The organism is Microbacterium sp. 13-71-7 (assembly GCF_002257455.1).
GTDB lineage: Bacteria > Actinomycetota > Actinomycetes > Actinomycetales > Microbacteriaceae > Microbacterium.
This window is the reverse complement of sequence record NZ_NCKN01000011.1, coordinates 13,406-32,811: the sequence shown is the minus strand read 5'-3', so window position 1 is coordinate 32,811 and position 19,406 is coordinate 13,406. Positions and strand designations below refer to the sequence as shown.

21 protein-coding genes and 1 pseudogene are annotated in these 19,406 nt (G+C 71.4%); 18 read left to right on the top strand and 4 right to left on the bottom strand.

Translation table 11 applies throughout. The features are described from left to right. The 9 genes and pseudogenes from B7X32_RS02110 to rpsN form a co-directional block, all read left to right on the top strand. Positions 1-194, top strand: a pseudogene (locus B7X32_RS02110) (hypothetical protein); the annotation flags it as partial. Between the two features lie 136 nt (positions 195-330). Next, on the top strand, positions 331-732 hold the full coding sequence (locus B7X32_RS02105) for a transcriptional repressor (RefSeq protein ID WP_292715333.1): 402 nt from the start codon (positions 331-333) through the stop codon (positions 730-732). 94 nt (positions 733-826) lie between these two features. Further along, positions 827-1,813, top strand: a complete 987-nt coding sequence (locus tag B7X32_RS02100; RefSeq protein ID WP_292715338.1) for a permease — start codon at positions 827-829, stop codon at positions 1,811-1,813. Continuing rightward, on the top strand, positions 1,806-2,624 hold the full coding sequence (locus B7X32_RS02095) for a TIGR03943 family protein (protein ID WP_292715330.1): 819 nt from the start codon (positions 1,806-1,808) through the stop codon (positions 2,622-2,624). Before B7X32_RS02100 ends, B7X32_RS02095 begins: the two co-directional genes overlap by 8 nt. Next, the gene (locus tag B7X32_RS02090) at positions 2,614-4,476 is read left to right on the top strand and encodes a hypothetical protein (RefSeq protein WP_292715328.1); all 1,863 of its coding nucleotides are present in this window, start codon (positions 2,614-2,616) and stop codon (positions 4,474-4,476) included. Before B7X32_RS02095 ends, B7X32_RS02090 begins: the two co-directional genes overlap by 11 nt. Continuing rightward, positions 4,476-5,282 carry a DNA-3-methyladenine glycosylase gene (locus B7X32_RS02085; protein ID WP_292715325.1) on the top strand — a complete coding sequence of 269 codons (807 nt, stop codon included), beginning with the start codon at positions 4,476-4,478 and terminating at the stop codon, positions 5,280-5,282. The genes B7X32_RS02090 and B7X32_RS02085 overlap by 1 nt, the downstream gene beginning before the upstream one ends. A 136-nt stretch (positions 5,283-5,418) precedes the next feature. Further along, entirely contained in the window at positions 5,419-5,655 is a 237-nt protein-coding gene (gene rpmB / locus B7X32_RS02080) for a 50S ribosomal protein L28 (RefSeq protein ID WP_045271470.1), read from the top strand. After that, a complete protein-coding gene (gene rpmG, locus B7X32_RS02075) occupies positions 5,655-5,825 on the top strand; it encodes a 50S ribosomal protein L33 (RefSeq protein ID WP_045250846.1) in 171 nt (56 codons plus the stop codon). Before rpmB ends, rpmG begins: the two co-directional genes overlap by 1 nt. Before the next feature lie 3 nt (positions 5,826-5,828). After that, positions 5,829-6,134 (top strand): 30S ribosomal protein S14, encoded by a 306-nt coding sequence (gene rpsN, locus B7X32_RS02070; RefSeq protein WP_292715319.1) that lies wholly within the window; start codon positions 5,829-5,831, stop codon positions 6,132-6,134. Between the two features lie 84 nt (positions 6,135-6,218). Here the strand turns inward: rpsN and B7X32_RS02065 are convergent, their stop codons facing one another. After that, positions 6,219-7,061: an alpha/beta hydrolase gene (locus B7X32_RS02065; RefSeq protein ID WP_292715316.1), complete on the bottom strand. Its 843-nt coding sequence runs from the start codon at positions 7,059-7,061 to the stop codon at positions 6,219-6,221. Positions 7,062-7,198: 137 nt separating this feature from the next. On the opposite strand from B7X32_RS02065, the gene B7X32_RS02060 reads away from it, so the two are divergent. From B7X32_RS02060 to B7X32_RS02050, 3 genes are all read left to right on the top strand, one after another. Continuing rightward, on the top strand, positions 7,199-7,780 hold the full coding sequence (locus B7X32_RS02060) for a TetR/AcrR family transcriptional regulator (RefSeq protein WP_292715313.1): 582 nt from the start codon (positions 7,199-7,201) through the stop codon (positions 7,778-7,780). A gap of 197 nt (positions 7,781-7,977) precedes the next feature. After that, positions 7,978-8,265, top strand: a complete 288-nt coding sequence (locus tag B7X32_RS02055) for an HU family DNA-binding protein (RefSeq protein WP_045250850.1) — start codon at positions 7,978-7,980, stop codon at positions 8,263-8,265. A 229-nt stretch (positions 8,266-8,494) separates the two neighbouring features. Beyond that, positions 8,495-10,552: a cytochrome c oxidase assembly protein gene (locus tag B7X32_RS02050; protein WP_292715336.1), complete on the top strand. Its 2,058-nt coding sequence runs from the start codon at positions 8,495-8,497 to the stop codon at positions 10,550-10,552. Between the two features lie 42 nt (positions 10,553-10,594). On the opposite strand, the gene B7X32_RS02045 is transcribed toward B7X32_RS02050, so the two are convergent. Beyond that, positions 10,595-11,713, bottom strand: coding sequence for a hypothetical protein (locus B7X32_RS02045; RefSeq protein ID WP_292715307.1), 1,119 nt, complete (start codon positions 11,711-11,713; stop codon positions 10,595-10,597). Between the two features lie 243 nt (positions 11,714-11,956). Between B7X32_RS02045 and B7X32_RS02040 the strand changes: the two genes are divergently transcribed. Both B7X32_RS02040 and B7X32_RS02035 read left to right on the top strand, forming a co-directional pair. Beyond that, a complete protein-coding gene (locus B7X32_RS02040; protein WP_292715304.1) occupies positions 11,957-13,339 on the top strand; it encodes an AAA family ATPase in 1,383 nt (460 codons plus the stop codon). 46 nt (positions 13,340-13,385) lie between these two features. After that, the gene (locus B7X32_RS02035) at positions 13,386-14,411 is read left to right on the top strand and encodes an endonuclease/exonuclease/phosphatase family protein (protein WP_292715301.1); all 1,026 of its coding nucleotides are present in this window, start codon (positions 13,386-13,388) and stop codon (positions 14,409-14,411) included. Positions 14,412-14,424: 13 nt separating this feature from the next. Here the strand turns inward: B7X32_RS02035 and B7X32_RS02030 are convergent, their stop codons facing one another. Both B7X32_RS02030 and B7X32_RS02025 read right to left on the bottom strand, forming a co-directional pair. Then, positions 14,425-14,796, bottom strand: a complete 372-nt coding sequence (locus B7X32_RS02030) for a type II toxin-antitoxin system death-on-curing family toxin (protein WP_292715298.1) — start codon at positions 14,794-14,796, stop codon at positions 14,425-14,427. Continuing rightward, a complete protein-coding gene (locus B7X32_RS02025; RefSeq protein WP_292715295.1) occupies positions 14,793-14,999 on the bottom strand; it encodes a ribbon-helix-helix protein, CopG family in 207 nt (68 codons plus the stop codon). The genes B7X32_RS02030 and B7X32_RS02025 overlap by 4 nt, the downstream gene beginning before the upstream one ends. Before the next feature lie 137 nt (positions 15,000-15,136). Between B7X32_RS02025 and B7X32_RS02020 the strand changes: the two genes are divergently transcribed. From B7X32_RS02020 to B7X32_RS02005, 4 genes are all read left to right on the top strand, one after another. Next, on the top strand, positions 15,137-16,648 hold the full coding sequence (locus tag B7X32_RS02020; protein ID WP_292715292.1) for an HNH endonuclease signature motif containing protein: 1,512 nt from the start codon (positions 15,137-15,139) through the stop codon (positions 16,646-16,648). Positions 16,649-16,769: 121 nt separating this feature from the next. Then, positions 16,770-17,345 carry a hypothetical protein gene (locus B7X32_RS02015; RefSeq protein WP_292715289.1) on the top strand — a complete coding sequence of 192 codons (576 nt, stop codon included), beginning with the start codon at positions 16,770-16,772 and terminating at the stop codon, positions 17,343-17,345. Further along, positions 17,342-18,610, top strand: coding sequence for a histidine kinase (locus tag B7X32_RS02010; RefSeq protein ID WP_292715285.1), 1,269 nt, complete (start codon positions 17,342-17,344; stop codon positions 18,608-18,610). Before B7X32_RS02015 ends, B7X32_RS02010 begins: the two co-directional genes overlap by 4 nt. Then, positions 18,607-19,344, top strand: coding sequence for a response regulator transcription factor (locus B7X32_RS02005; RefSeq protein WP_292715282.1), 738 nt, complete (start codon positions 18,607-18,609; stop codon positions 19,342-19,344). Before B7X32_RS02010 ends, B7X32_RS02005 begins: the two co-directional genes overlap by 4 nt. Positions 19,345-19,406 lie beyond the last annotated feature (62 nt).

Genomic DNA, 19,406 nt, shown 5'->3' with positions numbered 1-19,406 from the left:
GCGACGCCGACGACCGTGCGCGCCAGCTGCGCTGGCAGCAGCAGCAGCTCACGAGCTTCATGGCGGAGGTGCGCGAGCTGATCCGCCCCGACGGCGCGCTCGGCAGCGAGGCATCCGGATCCGCTCCCGCAGCCGCCGAGGCCGAGGCCGACGCCGAGCCTTCCGCAGACGCCGAGGCCGCGCCCGCCGAGTGACCCTGCCCCGGGGTCGTTGAGCGACCCCGGGGCGTGGTCGGCCGGCGCGGGGTCCCACCGGGCGTCCCGCTCGGCGCCCAGCGACCGGAATGACTGCTCCCAGCCGCGGGCCAGGGGGCGGCTCTAGACTCGACGCATGGCCCAGCGGAACACGTGGCAGCGCGAACGCGTGCGCGAGGAGCTCTCCGACGCGCGCGGATTCGTGAGCGCGCAGTCCTTGCACCAGAATCTGCGCGAGGCCAACACCGGCATCGGGCTGGCCACCGTTTATCGCGCCCTGGCCGGTCTCGCCGCCTCCGGCGAGGCCGATTCGCTGCAGAGCCCCGAGGGCGAGGCGCTGTACCGCGCGTGCAGCAGCGAGGGCCACCACCACCACCTGATCTGCCGCTCGTGCGGGATGACCGTCGAGATCGAGGCCACCGACGTCGAGCAGTGGGCGCAGCGCACCGCGGCCCTGCACGGCTTCCGCGACGCAGAGCACGTGGTCGACATCTTCGGACTGTGCGCGAGCTGCGCCAACGCCGCCGCGCAGGAGTGATCGTCGCGTGACCCTGACGACCCCCGGCCGCCGCGCGACCGCCGCGCCAGACCAGGCGTCGACACCGCACGCCCTGCGCGCCCCGAAGCCGCGAATGTCCGGCCGCACGGCGCTCATCGGCGCGACGGTGGGCGCGGCCGTAGTCGCCGCCCTCATCGCGATCGACGTGTTCGCGCCGCAGCTGTTCTCCGCACGGCTGCCCAACCGGCTGCAGGACGGGCTCACCCTCTCCCTGAGCGTGCTGTTCGAGGCGCTGCCGTTCGTGATCCTCGGCGTGCTGCTCTCGATCGTGGTGCAGGTGTGGCTGCCCGCGGGCGTGATCGAGCGGATCCTGCCGAAGCGCGGCTGGGCCCGGCGCGCCGTGCTGTCGCTGCTGGGCATGCTCATCCCGGTGTGCGAATGCGGAAACGTGCCTTTCGCGCGCGGACTCATGATGCGGGGTCTGGGACCCGCGGAGGCGCTGACGTTCCTCATCGCCGCCCCCATCGTCAACCCGATCGTGATCCTCACGACGCATGCGGCGTTCGGCTTCGACGGCGGAATACTCGTCGCCCGTCTCGTCGGCGGCTACCTCGTGGCCAATCTGATCGGCTGGGTGTACAGCCGGCATCCGGATCCCGACGCGCTCCTCACCGAGCGGTTCCGCGACACCTGCGAGATCGTCGTGCACGAGCAGGGGTCAGGGGTCCGCCGGAGCCTCGCCCAGTTCCTCATCGAGCTGCGCGCCGTGATGCCCGCGCTGATCATCGGATCCGCGCTCGCCGGTGCCGTGCAGGTGCTGGTCCCGCGCGACGTGCTGCTCGCGATCGGCTCGAACCCGCTGCTCTCGGTCGTCGCGATGATCGCGCTGGCCATCTCGGTGGCGATCTGCTCGAACGTCGACTCGTTCTTCGCGCTCTCGTTCGCCTCGACGTTCTCGCCGGGCGCGATCGTCGCCTTCCTGCTGGTCGGCCCGCTCGTCGACATCAAGATGATGGCGCTGCTGCGCACCACCTTCACGGCGCGCACCCTCGCCGGCATCGTCGGGATCGTGATCCTTTTCGGCTTCGCCCTGGGGATCGGGGTGAACGTCTTTGCCTGAGACGACGACCGCGCACCGGCCCTCCCGCGCCCAGGCGCTCGGCACCCGCTGGCTCGGCGCCGGCCTGGCCGCCGCGCTCGCCATCGCCACCCTGGGGCTCGCGTTCACCGGGCGGCTCACGCTCTACATCAGCCCGGAGACGGTGTGGTTCGCCGTCGCCGCCGCGATCGCCACTCTCGTCGGCGCGGTGTGGTCGTGCATGCTGCCGCTCGGCGCGGAGCAGGACCACGGCCACGACCACGGCGATTCCGGAGGCGACCACGACCACGACCACGCGCCGGTGCGGTCCAGTCGACGGGTGCTGGGCGTCGTCGCGGGCGCGACCGGCGGAGTGATCGCGACCGGCGTGGTCGCCGGCGCGCTGCTGCTGCCGCCCGCCTCGCTCTCGGTGGACATGGCGATGCAGCGCGCTCCCGTCGGCAATGTGCTGTTCGCGGGAGCGGACAACGTCGCCCTCGGGGCGAACACCGACACCAGCACGTTCGGCGTGGGCGGCTGGGCCAGCGTCTTCGCGACGGGCAGCCGACCGGAGAAGTACGACGGATCCACGGTGACGCTCACGGGCTTCCTCACGCCCAGCGGATCCGCCAAGGATCAGGCGCACCTGACCCGCATGGTCATCACGCACTGCGTGCTCGACGCGCAGCCGGCGTCGGTGCCGGTGGGGATCAGCGGGTGGCAGGGACAGTACGCTGTGGGCGACTGGGTTCAGGTGAAGGGGACGGTCCGCGCCAGTGCGGACGGGAAGCTCTCGATCGTGCCGGCCAGCGTGTCGAAGATCCCGGAGCCGAAGGACCCCTATGAGCACTGACGACGCGGATCGCCCCCTCACCCGCGCCGAGCTGCGTGCTCGTCGCGCGGCCGAGGAGGCCGCAGACGCCGTCGAGCCCGCGACGCCCGAGCAGCCGAGTGCGCCCGAACTTGCGAGCGCGCCCGAGGTCACTGCGACCGAGGTCGCTGCACCCGAGGCTGCGCGAGCCGCCGAGGCGCCGGCCGCTCCGGGCGTCCCCGCCGTGCCGCCCGCGGACGAGCCGGTCACGCGCTCCGCCGCGCCCGCGGAGGTCTTCGACCGGGCGCCGGGACCGCGCCGCACGCCGAACGGCGGATCCGATCCTTCGCCCATCCTGGTGAACGCCCCCGAGGCCGAGGTGGACCTGAGCCCCGTGCCGGCCGCGGAAGCGGTCACGAGCACGGACGCCGAGCCCGTCGTCGATGGCGTGGTCGGAGACGCCTCGTCGGGTCCCCGGCTCGAGGCGCCGGAATGGCAGCCGCATCCCTCGCCCGCGCCTTCCGCGCGCCGCCGCCGGTTCCCGCTGGTCCTCGGCGCGGTCATCGGGGTGCTCGTGGTGGTGGTCGCCACGTTCGGCGTGATCACGCTGCTGCAGGGGCCGCGCATCAGCGGCGTCAAGATCGACGCGCAGTCGGCGATCGACGCCTCCGGCACCCGCATGATCATCACGGCCAGCCAGCCGCTCGCGAAGGTGGACCCGAAGCAGGTCTCGGTGAGCCCCCAGGCGCCGTTCACGGTCGACACCTCGGGACGCAACCTCGGGATCCGCTTCACCGTGCCGCTCGACGACGACACGAACTACACCGTCACCGTGAAGGATGCGACGGGCACCGACAAGCAGCGTCAGAGCACGCTGCAGGCGAGCTTCCAGACGCCGAAGTCGACGATCTTCCTGCTCCAGCGCAAGGCCAAGGGCGACGACACCATCTTCATCACCGACCTCGGCGGCAAGAACGCCGTCCCGGTCGTGCAGCACGCGAAGATCGACGACTTCCGCGCCACCGCGGATCACCTCGTGGTGGCGACCGAGAAGGACGGCATCTCCGAACTCCTCGTGATGGACCGCAAGGGCAAGAACCAGCGCGAGTTGAAGCTGCCGGGCCCTGGGTTCCTGTCGAACCTGCAGATCTCGGAGCGCGGCAACCTGGTCGGCTACACGTTCACAGACAAGGGCATCAGCGCCACCAGCGGCCGGGCGAGCATCCTGGTGACGCAGTCCCTCACCGGCGACGGGGAGCCGCAGATCGTCAAGATCGGCGACAAGATGCCGAGCATCTCCCAGTGGGCGTTCGTGCCGGATTCCTCCTCGGTCCTGTTCATCGACTTCAGCGGCGCCCTGTTCGTCCAGGATCGCGCCGACACGAAGGCGGCTCCGACCGCGCTCGGCTCCGCGCAGACCGTCGAGGGGATCTCCCGCGGCACCTACACGGCGATCGTCAGCCGCGGCAACGACCTCGTCGAGCTGAATCTCGCCGACGGATCCGAGAAGCCGCTGGCCGCCTCGACCCCCGACTTCGGGGTGCCGGGAACCATCGCGCCGTTCCCCGGGGGGACGCTGCGCCAGGTCGCCACCCGCGACGCGAGCGGTCTCCCCACGGGGCAGATCGTCACGCGCGTGGGCGACGACGGCAAGGCCACGAAGCTGTTCAGCGTGACCGGATCCGACGCGATCATGCAGGCCTGCCCCTCGCCGAGCGGGCAGTACAGCGCGATCGTGGTGGCCCCGAAGCTCGTGAACAACCCGTACGACCAGTCGCTGCTGCCGCTGCCGACCACGATGCAGACGCACATCGTCGACACGAAGACCGGCAAGGAGCTCGTGGTGCTCGCCGGCTTCGACCCGTCGTGGTGCGCGCAGGCGCCGCACCGCTGATGACCGGCACCGGGCTCCCTTCCGCCGGCGACGGCCTGCGCCCCGCACGCCGGGAGGACCTGCTGGCCCTGCCGCTCGAGGTGGCGCCCCGCCTGCTCGGCGCCCGGCTGCGCACGATCGTGGACGGCGCGGCCGTGCAGCTGCGGATCACCGAGGTCGAGGCCTACCACGGCAAGGGCGCCGGCCCGATCCCGGACCCCGGATCGCATGCCCGGATGGGCCGCACGGCGCGCAACGCCACGATGTGGGGCGAACCGGGCCATCTGTACGTGTACCTCAGCCACGGCATCCACTCCTGCGTGAACGTGGTGTGCGGCCCCGACGGGGTGGCCGGCGGAATCCTGCTGCGCGCCGGTGAGGTGGAATCCGGAGTCGACGCCGCGGCAGAGCGGAGGGGGATCCGTCCCGAATTCAGGACGAGGTCGCCGAAAGCGGTGAGAACGGCCGAGAACGAGCCTGTGACGCAGATCCATCCTGAGTTCGGAACCACGCAGTTGCGCGACCTCGCCCGCGGCCCCGGCAGGTTCGGACAGGCCTCGGGGCTGCGGCACCCGCGCCACGACGGCATCGACGCGCTCACGGGTGCCGAGTGGGCGGGAGCCCGTGCCGAGCTGTGGCTCGCGGATCCGCTCGCCCAGGTCGCATCCGGCCCGAGGGTGGGCGTCGCGGGGCACGCCGGCACGGATGCCTTCCCCTGGCGGTTCTGGATCCCCGGGGATCCGACGGTGTCGCCGTTCCGCTGGGGCCGGGGCGCCGCGGAGGCCGCCGCGGCCGACACGCCCGGCATCGGATCCGTGCTAAAGTAGCTCTTTGTCTGCGCACACTCCTGTGCGCAGTTCGTGTGCCTCCCTTCCTGCGGCCGAGCGATCGGCGAGGGGAGAGGCGTGCAGACAAGGGATCTTGGGTGGGGCCGTCCGGCCTCACGGTAGAGAAGGAGTCATCATGGCAGCAGTGTGCCAGGTGACCGGTGCTGTTCCCGGCTTCGGTCACAACATTTCGCACTCGCACCGCCGGACGAAGCGCCGCTTCGACCCGAACGTGCAGAAGAAGACGTATTTCGTTCCGTCGCTGGGTCGCAAGATCACGCTGAACGTGTCCGCCAAGGGCATCAAGGTGATCGACGCCCGGGGCATCGAGAAGGTTGTCGCTGACCTCCAGGCGAAGGGTGTGAAGCTCTAATGGCCAAGAAGGCACAGGACATCCGTCCGATCATCAAGCTGCGTTCGACTGCGGGCACGGGGTACACCTACGTGACCAAGAAGAACCGTCGCAACACCCCCGACCGCCTCGTGCTGAAGAAGTACGACCCGGTGGTTCGCAAGCACGTCGAATTCCGAGAGGAGCGTTGATCCATGGCTAAGAGGAGCAAGATCGCGCGCAACGAGCAGCGCAAGGTCGTCGTCGAGCGTTACGCCGAGCGTCGTGCCGAGCTGAAGAAGACCCTGGTCGACCCGAACGCGACCGACGAGGCCCGTGAGGCCGCCCGCGTCGGCCTGCAGAAGCTTCCGCGCAACGCGTCGCCGGCCCGCGTCCGTTCGCGCGACGCGATCGACGGCCGCCCCCGCGGTGTCCTCACGAAGTTCGGCATCTCGCGTGTCCGCTTCCGTGACATGGCGCACCGTGGCGAGCTGCCCGGCGTGACCAAGTCGAGCTGGTAAGTCTCACCGGTCCCTGAGCTCATCGGGGATGCAAGGGGCGGGGATCTTCGGATCCCCGCCCCTTCTGCGTGCCCGGAGGCGTTCTCAGGCCTCCGCTGCGGCGGTGGACTGCGGGAGCTGGTGCGCGGTCGCCCACTCCAGGGTCTCGTCCGCGATCTGCTCCCAGCCGTCCTGGCTCACCAGCCGGTGGGTGCGGCCCCGGTACTCCCGGTACTCCACGACCGCGGGGCTGCCGCTGGACCGGTACTTCTTGACGATGGCCTTGCCGATGGCCGGCGGCACGACGCGGTCGATCTCGCCGGCGATGACCAGGAGCGGTGCGCGGTCGGCGCGGCCGTAGTCGACGTGGGTGACTCCGCCCTTCTCGTCGAGCACGGAGGAGACGCCTTCGAAGAACACGCGGTTGTACGAGTTGACCGCGTACTCCTGCCACAGCCGGTCGGAATCGCCGCGGGGCAGGTCGTTGCCGAAGGTGAAGTGGAAGTGGCTCTTGGACAGGGGCTTCGCACCGTTGCGTCCGAAGGGGTTGGAGAGGATCGGGAACCCCGTCCACAGCGTCGACAGGGGCAGCGTGGTGATGCCTGCGGTCTGTCCCGGCGCGACGCCGACGTACGCGGCACCGAGACCGCGATCCGCGAGCATCTGCGTGATGACGCCGCCGAACGAGTGGCCGATGATGATCGGCTTCACGGCGAGCGTGCGGATGATGCGCTCATAGTGGTCGACGATCTGCTTCAGGCCCACGCCCTTGAGCGCCTCGGGGTTGCGCCGGATGTCCGCCACGTCGCGGTCGTCGATGCCGGGCCATCCGGGGACGATCACCTCGTGGCCCGCATCGCGGAAGCGCTGCGCCCAGGTGTCCCAGCTCTTGGGCGTCATCCACAGTCCGTGGATGAGGACGATCGGGGTCTTCGTTGAAGTGGTCATGTCGTGCTCCTCAGGTGATTCGGTGGTCGAGTGGTCTGCGGGATCCGCGTCTGCTGCATCGTGAGCCATAGTAGACTGAACGTTCTGTCTACACCAGGGTATTCCCGTGTGGCACGATGGACGAGGAAGGGGAATCCATGACGACGACCACACCGGCGGTCCGCCCCGGCTCCGCGCGGCAGAGACTGCTCGACGCGGCGACCGACCTCTTCTACGGCGAGGGCATCCACTCGGTCGGCGTCGACCGGATCATCGAGGCCGCGGGTGTCACGCGCGCCACGATGTATAAGCAGTTCGCGGGCAAGGAGGGGCTGGTCCTCGCGTATCTGCAGGGGGAGGACGAGAGCCTGCGAGGCCTGTTCGCGCAGGCGACGCAGGCGTCGGACGATCCTGCCGTGCTGCTCGACCTCGTCGTGGACGGGATCGCCCACGACATCCGCGAACGCCACACGCGCGGCTGCCCGTTCATCAACGCGGCGGCCGAGTATCCCGACCAGGGCCCGGTGCGCGATCTCATCGCCGTCCACCGCGAGTGGTTCCGAGAGACCCTGAGACAGCTGGCCGAGGCGGCGCGCCTCCGCGACCCCGACGCCGTCGCCGCCTCCCTGGTGCTGCTGCGCGACGCGGCGCTCGTCGGCGGGTATCTGGACGGGCAGGACAGGGTCGCTCCGGCGTTCGCGCGCACCGCCCGCGACCTCATCGCCGCCCACCGCGGCTGACCCCAGCACCGCGCGTACCTGTGACTGGAGTGACGGATGAGGCGCGACACGCCGCCGCAAAACGTCAAAACCCGCGAAATGACGCGGAAAACCAGGGTTTGGTTGATACATTCAAGGCGGTCGTTCGACCAACGGGGGGCATCCGCCCATCCGGAACTCTGATACGAAGCGACGGGATCCCGTCGCTGGAGGATGAAATGGCTGACAAGTCCATCACCAAGACCGAGCTCGTCGCGAGCATCGCCAGCGCCACCGGCCAGAGCCAGGCTGCCGTCTCCGGCGTTCTCGACGCCCTGTTCGCCACGGTCTCGGACGCTGTTGCCAAGGGCAGCAAGGTCTCGATCCCGGGCTGGATCTCCTTCGAGCAGGTCGCGACCGCTGCCCGCACGGGCCGCAACCCGCAGACCGGCGCCGAGATCAAGATCCCGGCCGGCAAGCGCGTCAAGGTGACCGCCGGTTCCAAGCTCAAGGCCGCCGTCAAGTAATTCGGCTCCGCCTCGCAAGGCCGTCCCTCCTCGGAGGGGCGGCCTTTCGCGTGCCGCCCGGAACCCGGCCCGGTCTCCGCCCTGAACCGCTCCCGGCAGACCCCGAGCGTCACCGGAATAGGCTGGAGGGGTGAATCGCCCCGCCACCGGGGTCCGCCCCGAGACCGGGTCGGATGCCGCCCGCTCCGTCCTGCCCGCCGGATCCCCGACCCTGCGCATCGCCGGGCCCGTGATCCTCGTGGGCGCCGCGATCCTCGCGGTCGTCGCCGGTCTCGCGTTCGGCGGGGGAGCGGCGCCGAACCTGCTGCTCGACCCCGGCCCCGTCGTGCGCTGGGGACTCCCCGTCGTGAAGACGATCAGCAACCTGGGTGCGGCGGCGATGCTCGGATCCCTCGTGCTCGCGCTCTTCTCGCTGCGCAGCGGGGCCCGCTCCTTCGAGATCGCGCTGGACACGGCCTCGATCGGAGCCGCGGTCTACACCGTCGCGAGCGCCGTGGCTGGCCTGTTCACGTTCCTGCAGACCCTCGGCGTGAAGCTCAGCGCGGGGCCGGAGTTCGGCGCGCAGCTGGGGCGCTTCCTGCTCGAGCTCCCGCTCGGCCAGGCGTGGCTGATGACCGTGCTCGCGGGGGCCGTCATCACGATCGCCGCCTTCGCCTTCCGCGGCTGGACCGCCACGCTGCTCACCGCGATCCTCGCCGCCGCCTCGTTCGTCCCGCTCGCCACGCAGGGCCATGCGGGCGAGCTCAGCGGCCACGACGCCGCCGTGAACTCCCTGCTGCTGCACACGATCGGCGCGGCCGTGTGGATCGGCGGCCTCGTGCTGCTGATCGTGCTGCGCGGATCCCGCAGCGAACTCGCCGACACCGGCCGCGCGGGCGCTGGCACGGTCGGAGCGAAGGCGGCGGCGAGCACCGCGAAGAGGGCGAAGACCGCCCAGGGGCCGAAGAAGGCGAAGGGCACGGTCGGCTTCGCCGACGTCGTGCGCCGGTACTCCTCCCTCGCCCTCGCCGCCTACATCGTGGTCGCCGTCTCGGGCGTGGCCCGCTCGATCGTCGCCGTGGGCGACTGGGCCGGCATGCTCACGCCGTACGGCGGCCTCATCATCGCGAAGGCGGTCGTGCTGATCCTGCTCGGCGCCCTCGGCGCCCGCTACCGCACCCGGCTGATCCCGAAGCTCGACGCGGGCGGATCCGGCCCGTTCTGGACCCTGGTTCTGCTGGAGCTCGCGCTCATGGGCATCGCCTCGGGCCTCGCCGCCGCGCTCTCGCGCACCGCTCCGCCCACCGGGCTCGAGGTGGCGACCGTCCGCACGCCCGCGGAGATCCTCACCGGATCGCCGCTGCCGCCGGAGCTCACCCCGATCCGCTGGATCACGGCGTGGAACATCGACCTCATCTGGGCGACCGCCGCGGCGTTCGGCATCGTGCTGTACGCGATCGGCGTGCTGCGGCTGCGCAAGCGCGGCGACTCCTGGCCGATCCACCGCACGGTGTTCTGGATCCTCGGCCTCCTGGGGCTGGTGTGGGTGACCGGCGGCGCGATCAACGCGTACCAGGAGACCCTGTTCAGCGTGCACATGCTCGGGCACATGATGCTGTCGATGGCGATCCCGCTGCTGCTCGTCGCCGGCGCCCCGGTCACCCTCGCGCTGCGCGCGATCGACAAGCGCGACGACGGCACCCGTGGCGGACGCGAGTGGATCCTGTGGGCGGTGCACTCGCCGTTCTCTCGCGTGGTCACCAACCCGTTCGTGGCGGCGGCGATCTTCGTCCTGTCGCTGTGGGCGTTCTACTTCACCGACCTCGTGCGCTGGGCGATGACCGATCACATCGGGCACGAGTGGATGACGATGCACTTCCTCATCTCCGGGTACCTGTTCGTGCTCACCCTGGTCGGAGTGGATCCGGTCCCGCGACGGCTGCCGTACGCGGGAAGGCTCATCACACTCATCGCCGTGATGGCCACGCACGCGTTCTTCGGCATGGCGATCATGATGCAGTCGGGCCTGATGGTGGCCGAGTGGTTCGGCGCGATGGGACGCACGTGGGGTGCGACGCCGCTGCAGGACCAGTACGTCGGCGGGGGCGTGGCGTGGTCCGTGGGGGAGATCCCGACGCTGATCCTCGCCATCACCGTCGCGATCCAGTGGAGCCGCAGCGACGCGAAGGTGCAGAAGCGTCAGGACCGGGCCGCGGATCGCTCGGGCGACGCCGAACTCGAGGAGTACAACGCGCGGCTCGCGGCGCTCGCCGAGAAGGATCGCCGCACCGCGGCCCGCGGGCGCTGACGGGCCGGTCGGGCTGCGCTCCCGGCGGCGCGAGCCGTCGGATCAGCCCTCGGCGCCGGGCGGAGGGGCCGGCTGCTCGGGCGAGGTGATGCTGATCGAGGCGGATCCGTCCGGCAGGAACCGGATCGTGCCGTCCACGTCGAAGGGCACGTCCTGATCCACATGGGACACGGATCCGTCGTACAGCGACTTCACCTCGAGCTGCACGTGCGCGGTGGCCGGGCTGGGCGCGATCTTCCAGCCCTCGCCGTCCGGCTGCAGCGTGATGTCGGGATCCGCGACCATGCTCCAGGTCGGACCGTCGATGACCCTGTTCGGCACCGCGTATCCGAAGGGGCAGCCGGTGGGCTGCAGCACCTGCTGGGTCGTGCACTTGTCGAGGAACTCGTTGACCCGCTGCTGCACGACCTTGACGAAGGCCTCGGTGGGCGTGGCCTGCACGTCCAGCGGCACGTCGGCGAGCGGCTTGTCGGCGAGGACGCCCATGCCCTTCGCCGTCGCCGTCGACGTCTTCACCGACACCGAGTAGAGCCCGGGGGAGAACACCAGCATGGGCACCGGGTCGAGCGGCGACGACTCCGCGCCCTGCGCCGCGACCTGGCGGCGGTCGAGGTCGAAGCCGTTCACGGAGAACCGGTCGGATCCGCGCACGGTGAGCGAGATGACGGCGAGGGGGCTCTGCGCGAACTCCCACGCGGGGGCGACGCCGATCCAGCCGTCCTGAGCGACGCGGAACGTGGAGGATCCGAAGTGGCCACCGGCCTTGTACTGCACGGTCACCGAGGTGACGGCGCCGTCGGAGTGCTCGTCGGTCACGGTGATGTCGGTGAGCGTGCCGAGGGCGTCGCGGCGCAGCAGCGCGTCGGAGGCCGAGCGGAAGGTGTCGCTGTCGAGATCGCCGTGCGAGAGCGCGACGCCCGGCAGGCGCAGCGCGTCCGCCGCGCGTCCCTCGCTGAGCAGGGTCAGATAGCGGGTGACGAACGCGGAGGGGCTGTAGAACTCGCGGTACACGGTGAGCCCGCCGGCCGCGAGCGCGGCCACCAGCACGGCGCCCACGACGGCGAGCAGCGCGAGGTCGGACCAGAGCGGGGCGCGGCGTCGCGCAGCCCGCGCCCGGCGCGACCGCGCGCCTGGCGCCTGCACCCCCGCCGACTGCACCATGGCGCAAGTCTACGAAGAGCAGCCTGCAGGAACCCCGAGTGGCCCGCGCGCCCCTCTCACCGCGAGCTTTTACCGCGAGCTTCACCGCAAGCTTTTACCGCGAGACTCCAACTGGGCGACGAGACTGCGTGCGTGGGCTGCAGTCTCGTCGCCCAGTTGGAGTCTCGCGGTCAGGGGGGGGCAGGGGCAGGGCAGGGGCAGGGCAGCGAGGGGGCAGGAGGGGCGCGGTAGACTCCGTAGACCGTGAGCACGCCGACCCTCTCCGCCGAACAGGAAGAACTGTTCCGGCTGATCGAGGACACCCGTGAGCACGTGTTCATCACCGGCCGCGCCGGCACCGGCAAGTCGACGCTGCTCCAGCACTTCGCCTACAACACGCAGAAGCAGATCGCCGTCTGCGCGCCCACCGGCGTCGCGGCGCTGAATGTCGAGGGGCAGACGATCCACTCGCTGTTCCGCCTGCCGATCGGTCTCATCGCCGACAGCGAGATCGACCAGTCGGATGCGACCCGCAAGATCCTGAACGCGATCGACACGCTCGTGATCGACGAGGTGTCGATGGTCAACGCGGATCTGATGGACGCGATCGACCGGTCCCTGCGCCAGGCGCGAGGGCGCAGGGCGGAGGCGTTCGGCGGCGTGCAGGTCGTGATGTTCGGGGATCCGTATCAGCTGGCCCCCGTCCCGCCGCGGGGCGACGAGCTGCGCTACATCCAGGACCACTACCGCTCGTTCTGGTTCTTCGACGCGAAGGTCTGGACCGGGGGCGAGGCCACGGACGGGCTGCTCGACATCGGCACGCACGGCGCGACGCTGCACGTGCGCGAGCTCGTGCACATCCATCGGCAGTCCGACGCCGGGTTCAAGGCGATGCTGAACGCGGTGCGCTATGGGCGGGTGACCGCCGAGATCGCCGGCGCCCTCAACGAGGCGGGCGCGCGGACGCCGCCGGATCCGGCCCCGGGCGAGATCCCGATCATCACCCTCGCGACGCGCAACGACATCGTGAACGGAATCAACGCCCGCCATCTCGCGGCCCTGCCCGGCAAGGTGCAGAAGGCGAAGGCGGACATCTCCGGCGACTTCGGCCGGGGCGAGGCGAACTACCCGGCCGACCAGGAGCTGCAGCTCAAGGAGGGCGCGCAGGTGATGTTCCTGCGCAACGACATCTCGGCCGCCCCCGAGCCGCCGCGCTGGGTGAACGGCACGATCGGGACGGTCGTGCGCATCCTCGGCGACGCCGTGCGCGTGGAGATCGACGGCGAGGAGGTCGACGTCGAGCCCGCGGTCTGGGAACGCTACCGCTACATCTACAACCCCGGCACGAAGACGCTCTCGCGCGAGGTGGTCGCCGAGTTCACCCAGTTCCCGCTGCGGCTGGCGTGGGCGGTCACGATTCACAAGTCCCAGGGCAAGACGTACGACAGGGCGGTCGTGGATCTCGGATCCGGCGCGTTCGCCCCAGGGCAGACATACGTCGCGCTCTCGCGGCTCACCTCGCTCGACGGGCTGTATCTGTCCCGCCCGCTGCGCCCCCGCGACATCCGCGTCGACGAGGACGTGCGGCGCTTCATGCGAGCCGCGTGGGAGGCTCGCCAGGGCGATTCCACGCCCCAGCTGCCATAGGGTCACTGGTGGACGGGCGGGATCCGCGTCGTCGAAGGGGGCAGCCATGACCGATCGCCCACGGACACGCGGTCGTGTCGGCTCCGCGGTCGCCCTCGTGGCCGGCGTGCTGATCGCGCTGCTGCTGGTCTGGCCCCGGGCGTTCGGTGCGCAGCGCGTCTTCGGAGTCGCGCAGCTCATCGCGTTCCGTGCGCCGCTCGCGCTCGGGCTGGCGCTCGTCGCGATCGTGGTCGGATCCGTCGCGCTGCTGCTGCGCCGGCGCGGGACACGTGTGCGGCGCGCGCTCATGGCGTGCGCGCTCGTCGTCGCGCTCGCCGCGGGCGGGAACCTCGCCGTACTGCTCGCCCGCGGAGAGGCGCGCACCGGGACCGCCGGCCTGCGCGACGGCGATCTCACCGTGCTCGTCTGGAACACCCAGGGCGGTGCGACCTCGCCCGCCGAGGTCGCCGAGCTCGTGCTCTCCACGGGGGCCGACGTCGTCAGCCTGCCCGAGATGGACGACGTCGCCGCCGCCGAGGTGGCGCGGCTGGTGGGCGCCGACGGAATCCGGATGACGGCGGCCACGACCAGAGTCGTCGCGGAGACATCGACCCCCTCGTGGATCCCGACCTCACTGCTCGTCGCCGATCGCCTGGGCGCCTACCGCCTCGACGGCTCCGCGGGCACGACCCGGGGGCTGCCGAGCGGCGTCTGGCGCCCCGTCGACGGAACCGGGCCGACGATCATCGCCGCCCACCCCGCCGCACCGCTGACCGATGGCATGGACGACTGGCGCGCCGGCCTGGACTGGGTGCGCGGGCAGTGCCGCGCGCCGGGTCAGGACTTGATCCTCGCCGGCGACCTCAACGCCACGTTCGACCACCTGGATCTCGGCGCGTGCCGGGACGCGGCGGTCGAGACGCGCGTGGCGGCCACGGGCACCTGGCCGTCCACGGTCCCGGGCTGGTTCGCGGCGCCGATCGATCACGTGCTCGTCGGCCCGGCCTGGACGGTGCGCGAGGTGCGGGTGATCGACGCGGCCGGCGGCACCGACCATCGCGCGCTCGTCGCGGTGCTGGAGTCGAGGGGCTGAGGGCCCGGATGGCTCAGCCGTGGGTCGTGGCGTGCGCCGCCAGGATCTCGGCGATCTCGGGAAGGTCGAGGCGGCTCTGCGCCGTCCCGAGAACAAGGTCGAAGGCGGTGTCGGTGTCCATGTCGATCCGGAGGCCGTTGAGCTCGAGGAACGTCAGCGTGAGGATCCAGGAGAACCGCTTGTTGCCGTCGTAGAGCGGATGGTTCTGCGCGAGAGAAGACATCAGCGCCGCGGCCTTGACTTCGATCTCCGGGTACGCCTGGATGCCGTACATCGAACTCGCGGGGCGGGAGAGGGCGGAGGACAGCAGCCCGATGTCGCGGACCTTCAGACCCAGCGCGTCGAGAACCCCCACCGCCTGAGGGAGCTCGACGTATCGGATCACGCGTCCTCGAGCTTCGTGATCAGCTCGGCGTAGCGGTCGGCGACGCCGAGCGCGATCGATACGGCCTCGGTGGTCGTGACCTCTTCGCGCACGAACCTGTCGGCCGCCTCGATGAGCAGCGCGTGCTTGGAGGTGTGCCGCCGTGCCGCGAGCTCGCTCAGCTGCGCGTCCAGCTCCGCCGGGATCCGCACCGTCATAGCCATACCAGAATGGTACCATCGGCCGGTCGCCCGGGCTGGATCCTCCTCCCCAGGCGCCCGATCCGAGGAGTTGTGCACAGTTCTGGAAATCCCTTGTGATCGGGGGTTCGAATGTCGGTGGCACGGTGTTGGATCGAGGTATGACATCGACCACGGCGCACGTACTGGAGCAGCTCGACCAGCTGCTCCAAGCGGTGTGCGCGTCGGAGGAGCTCGAGGCGCAGCTCGAGGGGCTGTCGGCGGCCGAGCTGACCGAGGTGCTGCAGGCGGCGGGGCGCGTGCAGCGCCGGCTCGATGCGATCATCACGACGGCCACTGGCACCGTGGACGAGCGTGATGGGCGCCCGGCGGGTGATCGCGTCTCGCCCCGTGCGGGCTGCAGGGATGCGACCGAGCTGCTGCGGCGCGCCCTCCGGGTCGACGTGGGAACGGCGTGGCGGTTCGTGCACGCGGCTCGGCTCATCCACCGCGACCGGTCACTGTCTTCGGGAGAGCTTCTTCCGTCTGAGTTCGAAGAGCTCGGCGCGACGCTGCGGGACGGGGACATATCGGTGTCGGGACTCCTCGCGGCGACGGCGCCGCTGGCGAAGAGCGGCAACCGGATCGGGGGCGAGGAACGGGCGGCGATCGATCGGCTGCTGGCTGACATGGCCCGGGGGAGGGATCTTCCCGACGCTCAGGGGCGGCCGGGTCCGGCGCCGACGACCGACGAACTGGCGGACTTCGCGGCGGCACTCGCGCTCGCGGTGGATCCCGACGGCAAGGAACCCGATGACACCACGGCGAACCGGCGTCGAGGCTTCACGCTGGGGCGGCTGAGGGACGGCGTGGTGCCGGTGTCGGGTGGGCTGCTGCCCGAGGTCGCGGGGGCGGTGCAGCGTCTGATCGACGCGCTGAACAACCCGGCCGCATCCGGTGCGCCGTCGCCGGCGGCGGGAAGGGTGGCGTTCGCGCCCGAAGACGGGGCGGATCAGGGGGCGGGCGAACTGCCGGACGCGCATGCGCAGCCGGATCCTCCCGACGACCGGACGCCGGCGCAGAAGCGGCACGATGCGTTCGCGATGATCGTGAACGTCGCCGCCGCCTCGGAGGGGTTTCCCGAGCTGGGCGGCGCTGCGCCGACCCTCGTCGTCTCGGTCACTGCCGAGGACTACGCGCGCGGCGCGGGGCGCTCGCACATCGAGGGTACGGAATGGGACACGTCGATCGGGGTGGCCCGCCACACCGCCTGCGCGGGTGGGGTCCAGCGGGTGCTGTTCGATGATCGGGGGCAGATCGTGTCCATCGGCACCACTGCCCGACTGTTCAACGCTGTGCAGCGTCGGGCGATCGTGCTCCGCGATCGGGAATGCGTGATTCCGGGTTGCCGGATCCCGGCGACGTGGTGCGAGATCCACCATGTCCGCGAATGGGCGCGGGGCGGTACGACGCACACGAGCAACGGCGTCGCGCTGTGCTGGCATCACCATCGCACGCTGGAGTCGTCGGGGTGGCGCATTCGCATGGGTGGCGGGGCTCCTGAGATCCGCGGACCGCACTGGTGGGACCCCTACGGCGGTTGGCATCGTCCGCGATCCCGCGGAGGAGGGACCCCGCACGACCGTCGCCGGATCATCGCGGGCGCCCTCGCGCCACCCGGAAGCGGCGGGTGAGATCTCCACCCGTCTCCTCGGGGATCTCCACCCGTCTCCTCGGGGATCTCCACCCTTCCTCCCGGGGATCTCCACCCGCGGGTGGTGCCGGTGGATCCGGGACCCGAGGAGCATCGGGGACATGAACCTCTCGCTCCTCTCCAACGTCCTGCTGATCCTCGTCGCGGTCGGCGTGATCGCCGTACGGCAGATGACCTGGCGACCCGTGCTCGGCGGGCGCGACTGGATGTTCCCCGGTCTCGCCGCCGTGGTGGGCGCGGCGCTGCTCCTGCAGTCCCTGAACGGGCGCGCGCTCGGCGTGATCGACGTCGTGGCGTTCCTCGTCGAGGTCGCGATCGCCCTCGGGGTCGGTCTGGGGATGGGCGCGATCGCCCACGTCCGGCCGATCGCGCGTCCTACCGGGTATGCCGCCGACGCATCGGGTCTGTCCGGGAAGGCGGCCGCCCGTGCGCTCGCCGAGTTCGAGACCCGCACCGGGGCGTGGGGCCTCGCGCTCTGGGTCGTCCTGATCGGCGTGCGAGTCGGCCTGACGTTCGCCTTCGAGAGCCTGGGATCCCACCTCGGCGTCTCGACGGGGATGATCCTCCTCGCGCTCGCCGCGAACCGCGCCGCCCGGACCCTCGTGCTGCACAACCGGGTGGAAGGGCTGCGCCGCACCGGTGCGCAGAGCGCATCAGCGCGCATCATGGTCTCGTGAGCTCGTTCCGCCTGCCGCCCGTCGTGGCGACGACTCCGTGGAGCGCCGGCATCAATCTCGCCGGCGCTCTCGCCGTGACCTACGGGCTCTGGCGCGGTGCTCCGCACTTCGCACCCTGGGTGGTCGCGGCCGTGATCGCGGGGCTCATCGCCTGGGCGGCGCGCATCCTGCTCGCGACGCGATGGGGAGCACGGACCGGCGATGTCGGCGACCTGTCGCCCGCCTCCCCGCCCGGCGGCAGGAACGGCGGGCGCGTGCTCGGCGCGGCCCTGCTGGCGGTGATGGTGCTCGTGGGTGCGCTGACCGCGATCCCCACGCAGGGACTCGGCGTCGCGCTCCTCGTCGTCGCGGTGCTGGTGGTGACGAGCGACCCCGCATCGACGCCTCTGGTCTGGGGTGCCGTCGTGCTCGCCGGAGTCCTCGGGATCGCCGCAGGAACGGTGCTCGCCCTCGTCGGCCTGGCTGGATCCGGCGAGGTGAACGTGCTCGGCCTGCTCGCGGTGATCGTCGGGCTGGTGCTCGCGGTGGTCGCCGGGTTTGGGCGCCGGGCGCAGCGGGTGCTGCTGGCGGAGCGGGAGCGCGCGAGCGCCGAGGCGCTGCGGGCGCAGGCCGCCGCGCATCGCATCGCGATCGCACGAGACCTGCACGACGTGCTCGCGCACAGCCTGGGCGGCCTCGTGGTGCAGCTGGATGCGGTCGAGGCCCTGCTCGACGCGGGCGATACGGAGAGGGCGGCCGCCCGGGTGGCAGCGGCGCGCGGGCTCGCGGTCAAGGGCCTGGGCGAGGCCCGCGAGGCGGTGCGGGCGCTGCGCGAGCCTGAGCCCGCGACCGGATCCGACACCGCGGATCCGGTCGCGCCCTCCGCCGTCGAGGCGCGGATCCGCACGCTGATCGCCCCGGAGCGGGGGGTGGGGCTCGACGTCGCCGGCGTCGCGCATCCGGTGTCCGGCGCGCTCGCCGAGGCGCTGATCCGTGCGGTGCAGGAGGGGCTCAGCAACGCGCGCAAGCACGCGCCGGGCGCGGCGGTGCTGGTCGGTCTCGTCTGGCATCCTGACCGGGTGGAGTGCACGATCGAGAACCCCGTCCCGGCGACCCCGGCGCAGGATCGCGGGCTCGCCGCGACGGGAGGGGGCTTCGGGCTGCGCGGGGTGCGCGAGCGCTTCGCCGTGCTCGGCGGAACGGTCCAGGCGGGCGTGGAGCCGGGCGCCTCGAAAGGCCAGGACGCCGCCGACCGCTTCGTGCTGCGGGTGGAGGCACCGGCGTGACCGGGCGGATCCGCATCGTGCTCGCCGATGATCAGGCGATCATCCGCGACGGACTGGAGACCGTGCTGAGCCTCGTCGAGGACTTCGAGGTCGTCGGCACCGCCGGCGACGGGGCCGAGGCCGTCGCGCTCATCGCCGCGGAACGCCCCGATGTCGCCCTCATGGATCTGCGGATGCCGGTGCTGGACGGCGCGGCCGCCACGCGGCGGGTCGCCGCCGAGACCCCGGGGACCGCCGTGCTGGTGCTGACGACCTTCGCCGACGACGCCGACATCGTCGCGGCGCTCCGGGCGGGTGCGCGCGGGTATCTCACCAAGGACGCGGGACGCGCGGAGCTCGCCGCCGCGATCCGCGCGGTCGCCGCAGGGCAGTCCACGTTCTCCGCGCCGGTGCGCGACGTGCTGCTGGGAAGGATCGACGCCCCGGCGGCGACGACGAACGCCGCCGGATCCTCCGCGGCCGCGACACCCGCCGCGGAGCCCGGAGGGACGGCCGGCACAGCCCCCGACGCGGATCCGGCCTCGGCGGACGCGCTCGCTCCGCGGTTCCCCGCGCTCACCGCCCGTGAGCGCGAGGTGTACGCGCTCATCCTGCAGGGGCGGTCGAACGGCGAGATCGCCGAGACGCTCTACGTCGGGGTCGCCACCGTGAAGACCCACGTCAACGCGCTCTTCGCCAAGCTGGGCGTCCGCGACCGCGCGCAGGCGATCGCGAAGGGGCTGGGACGCGGCTGAGACGTCGCCCGCGCCGGCGGATCCCCACATCACGATCTCCACCCGATATCAGGGATCATCCT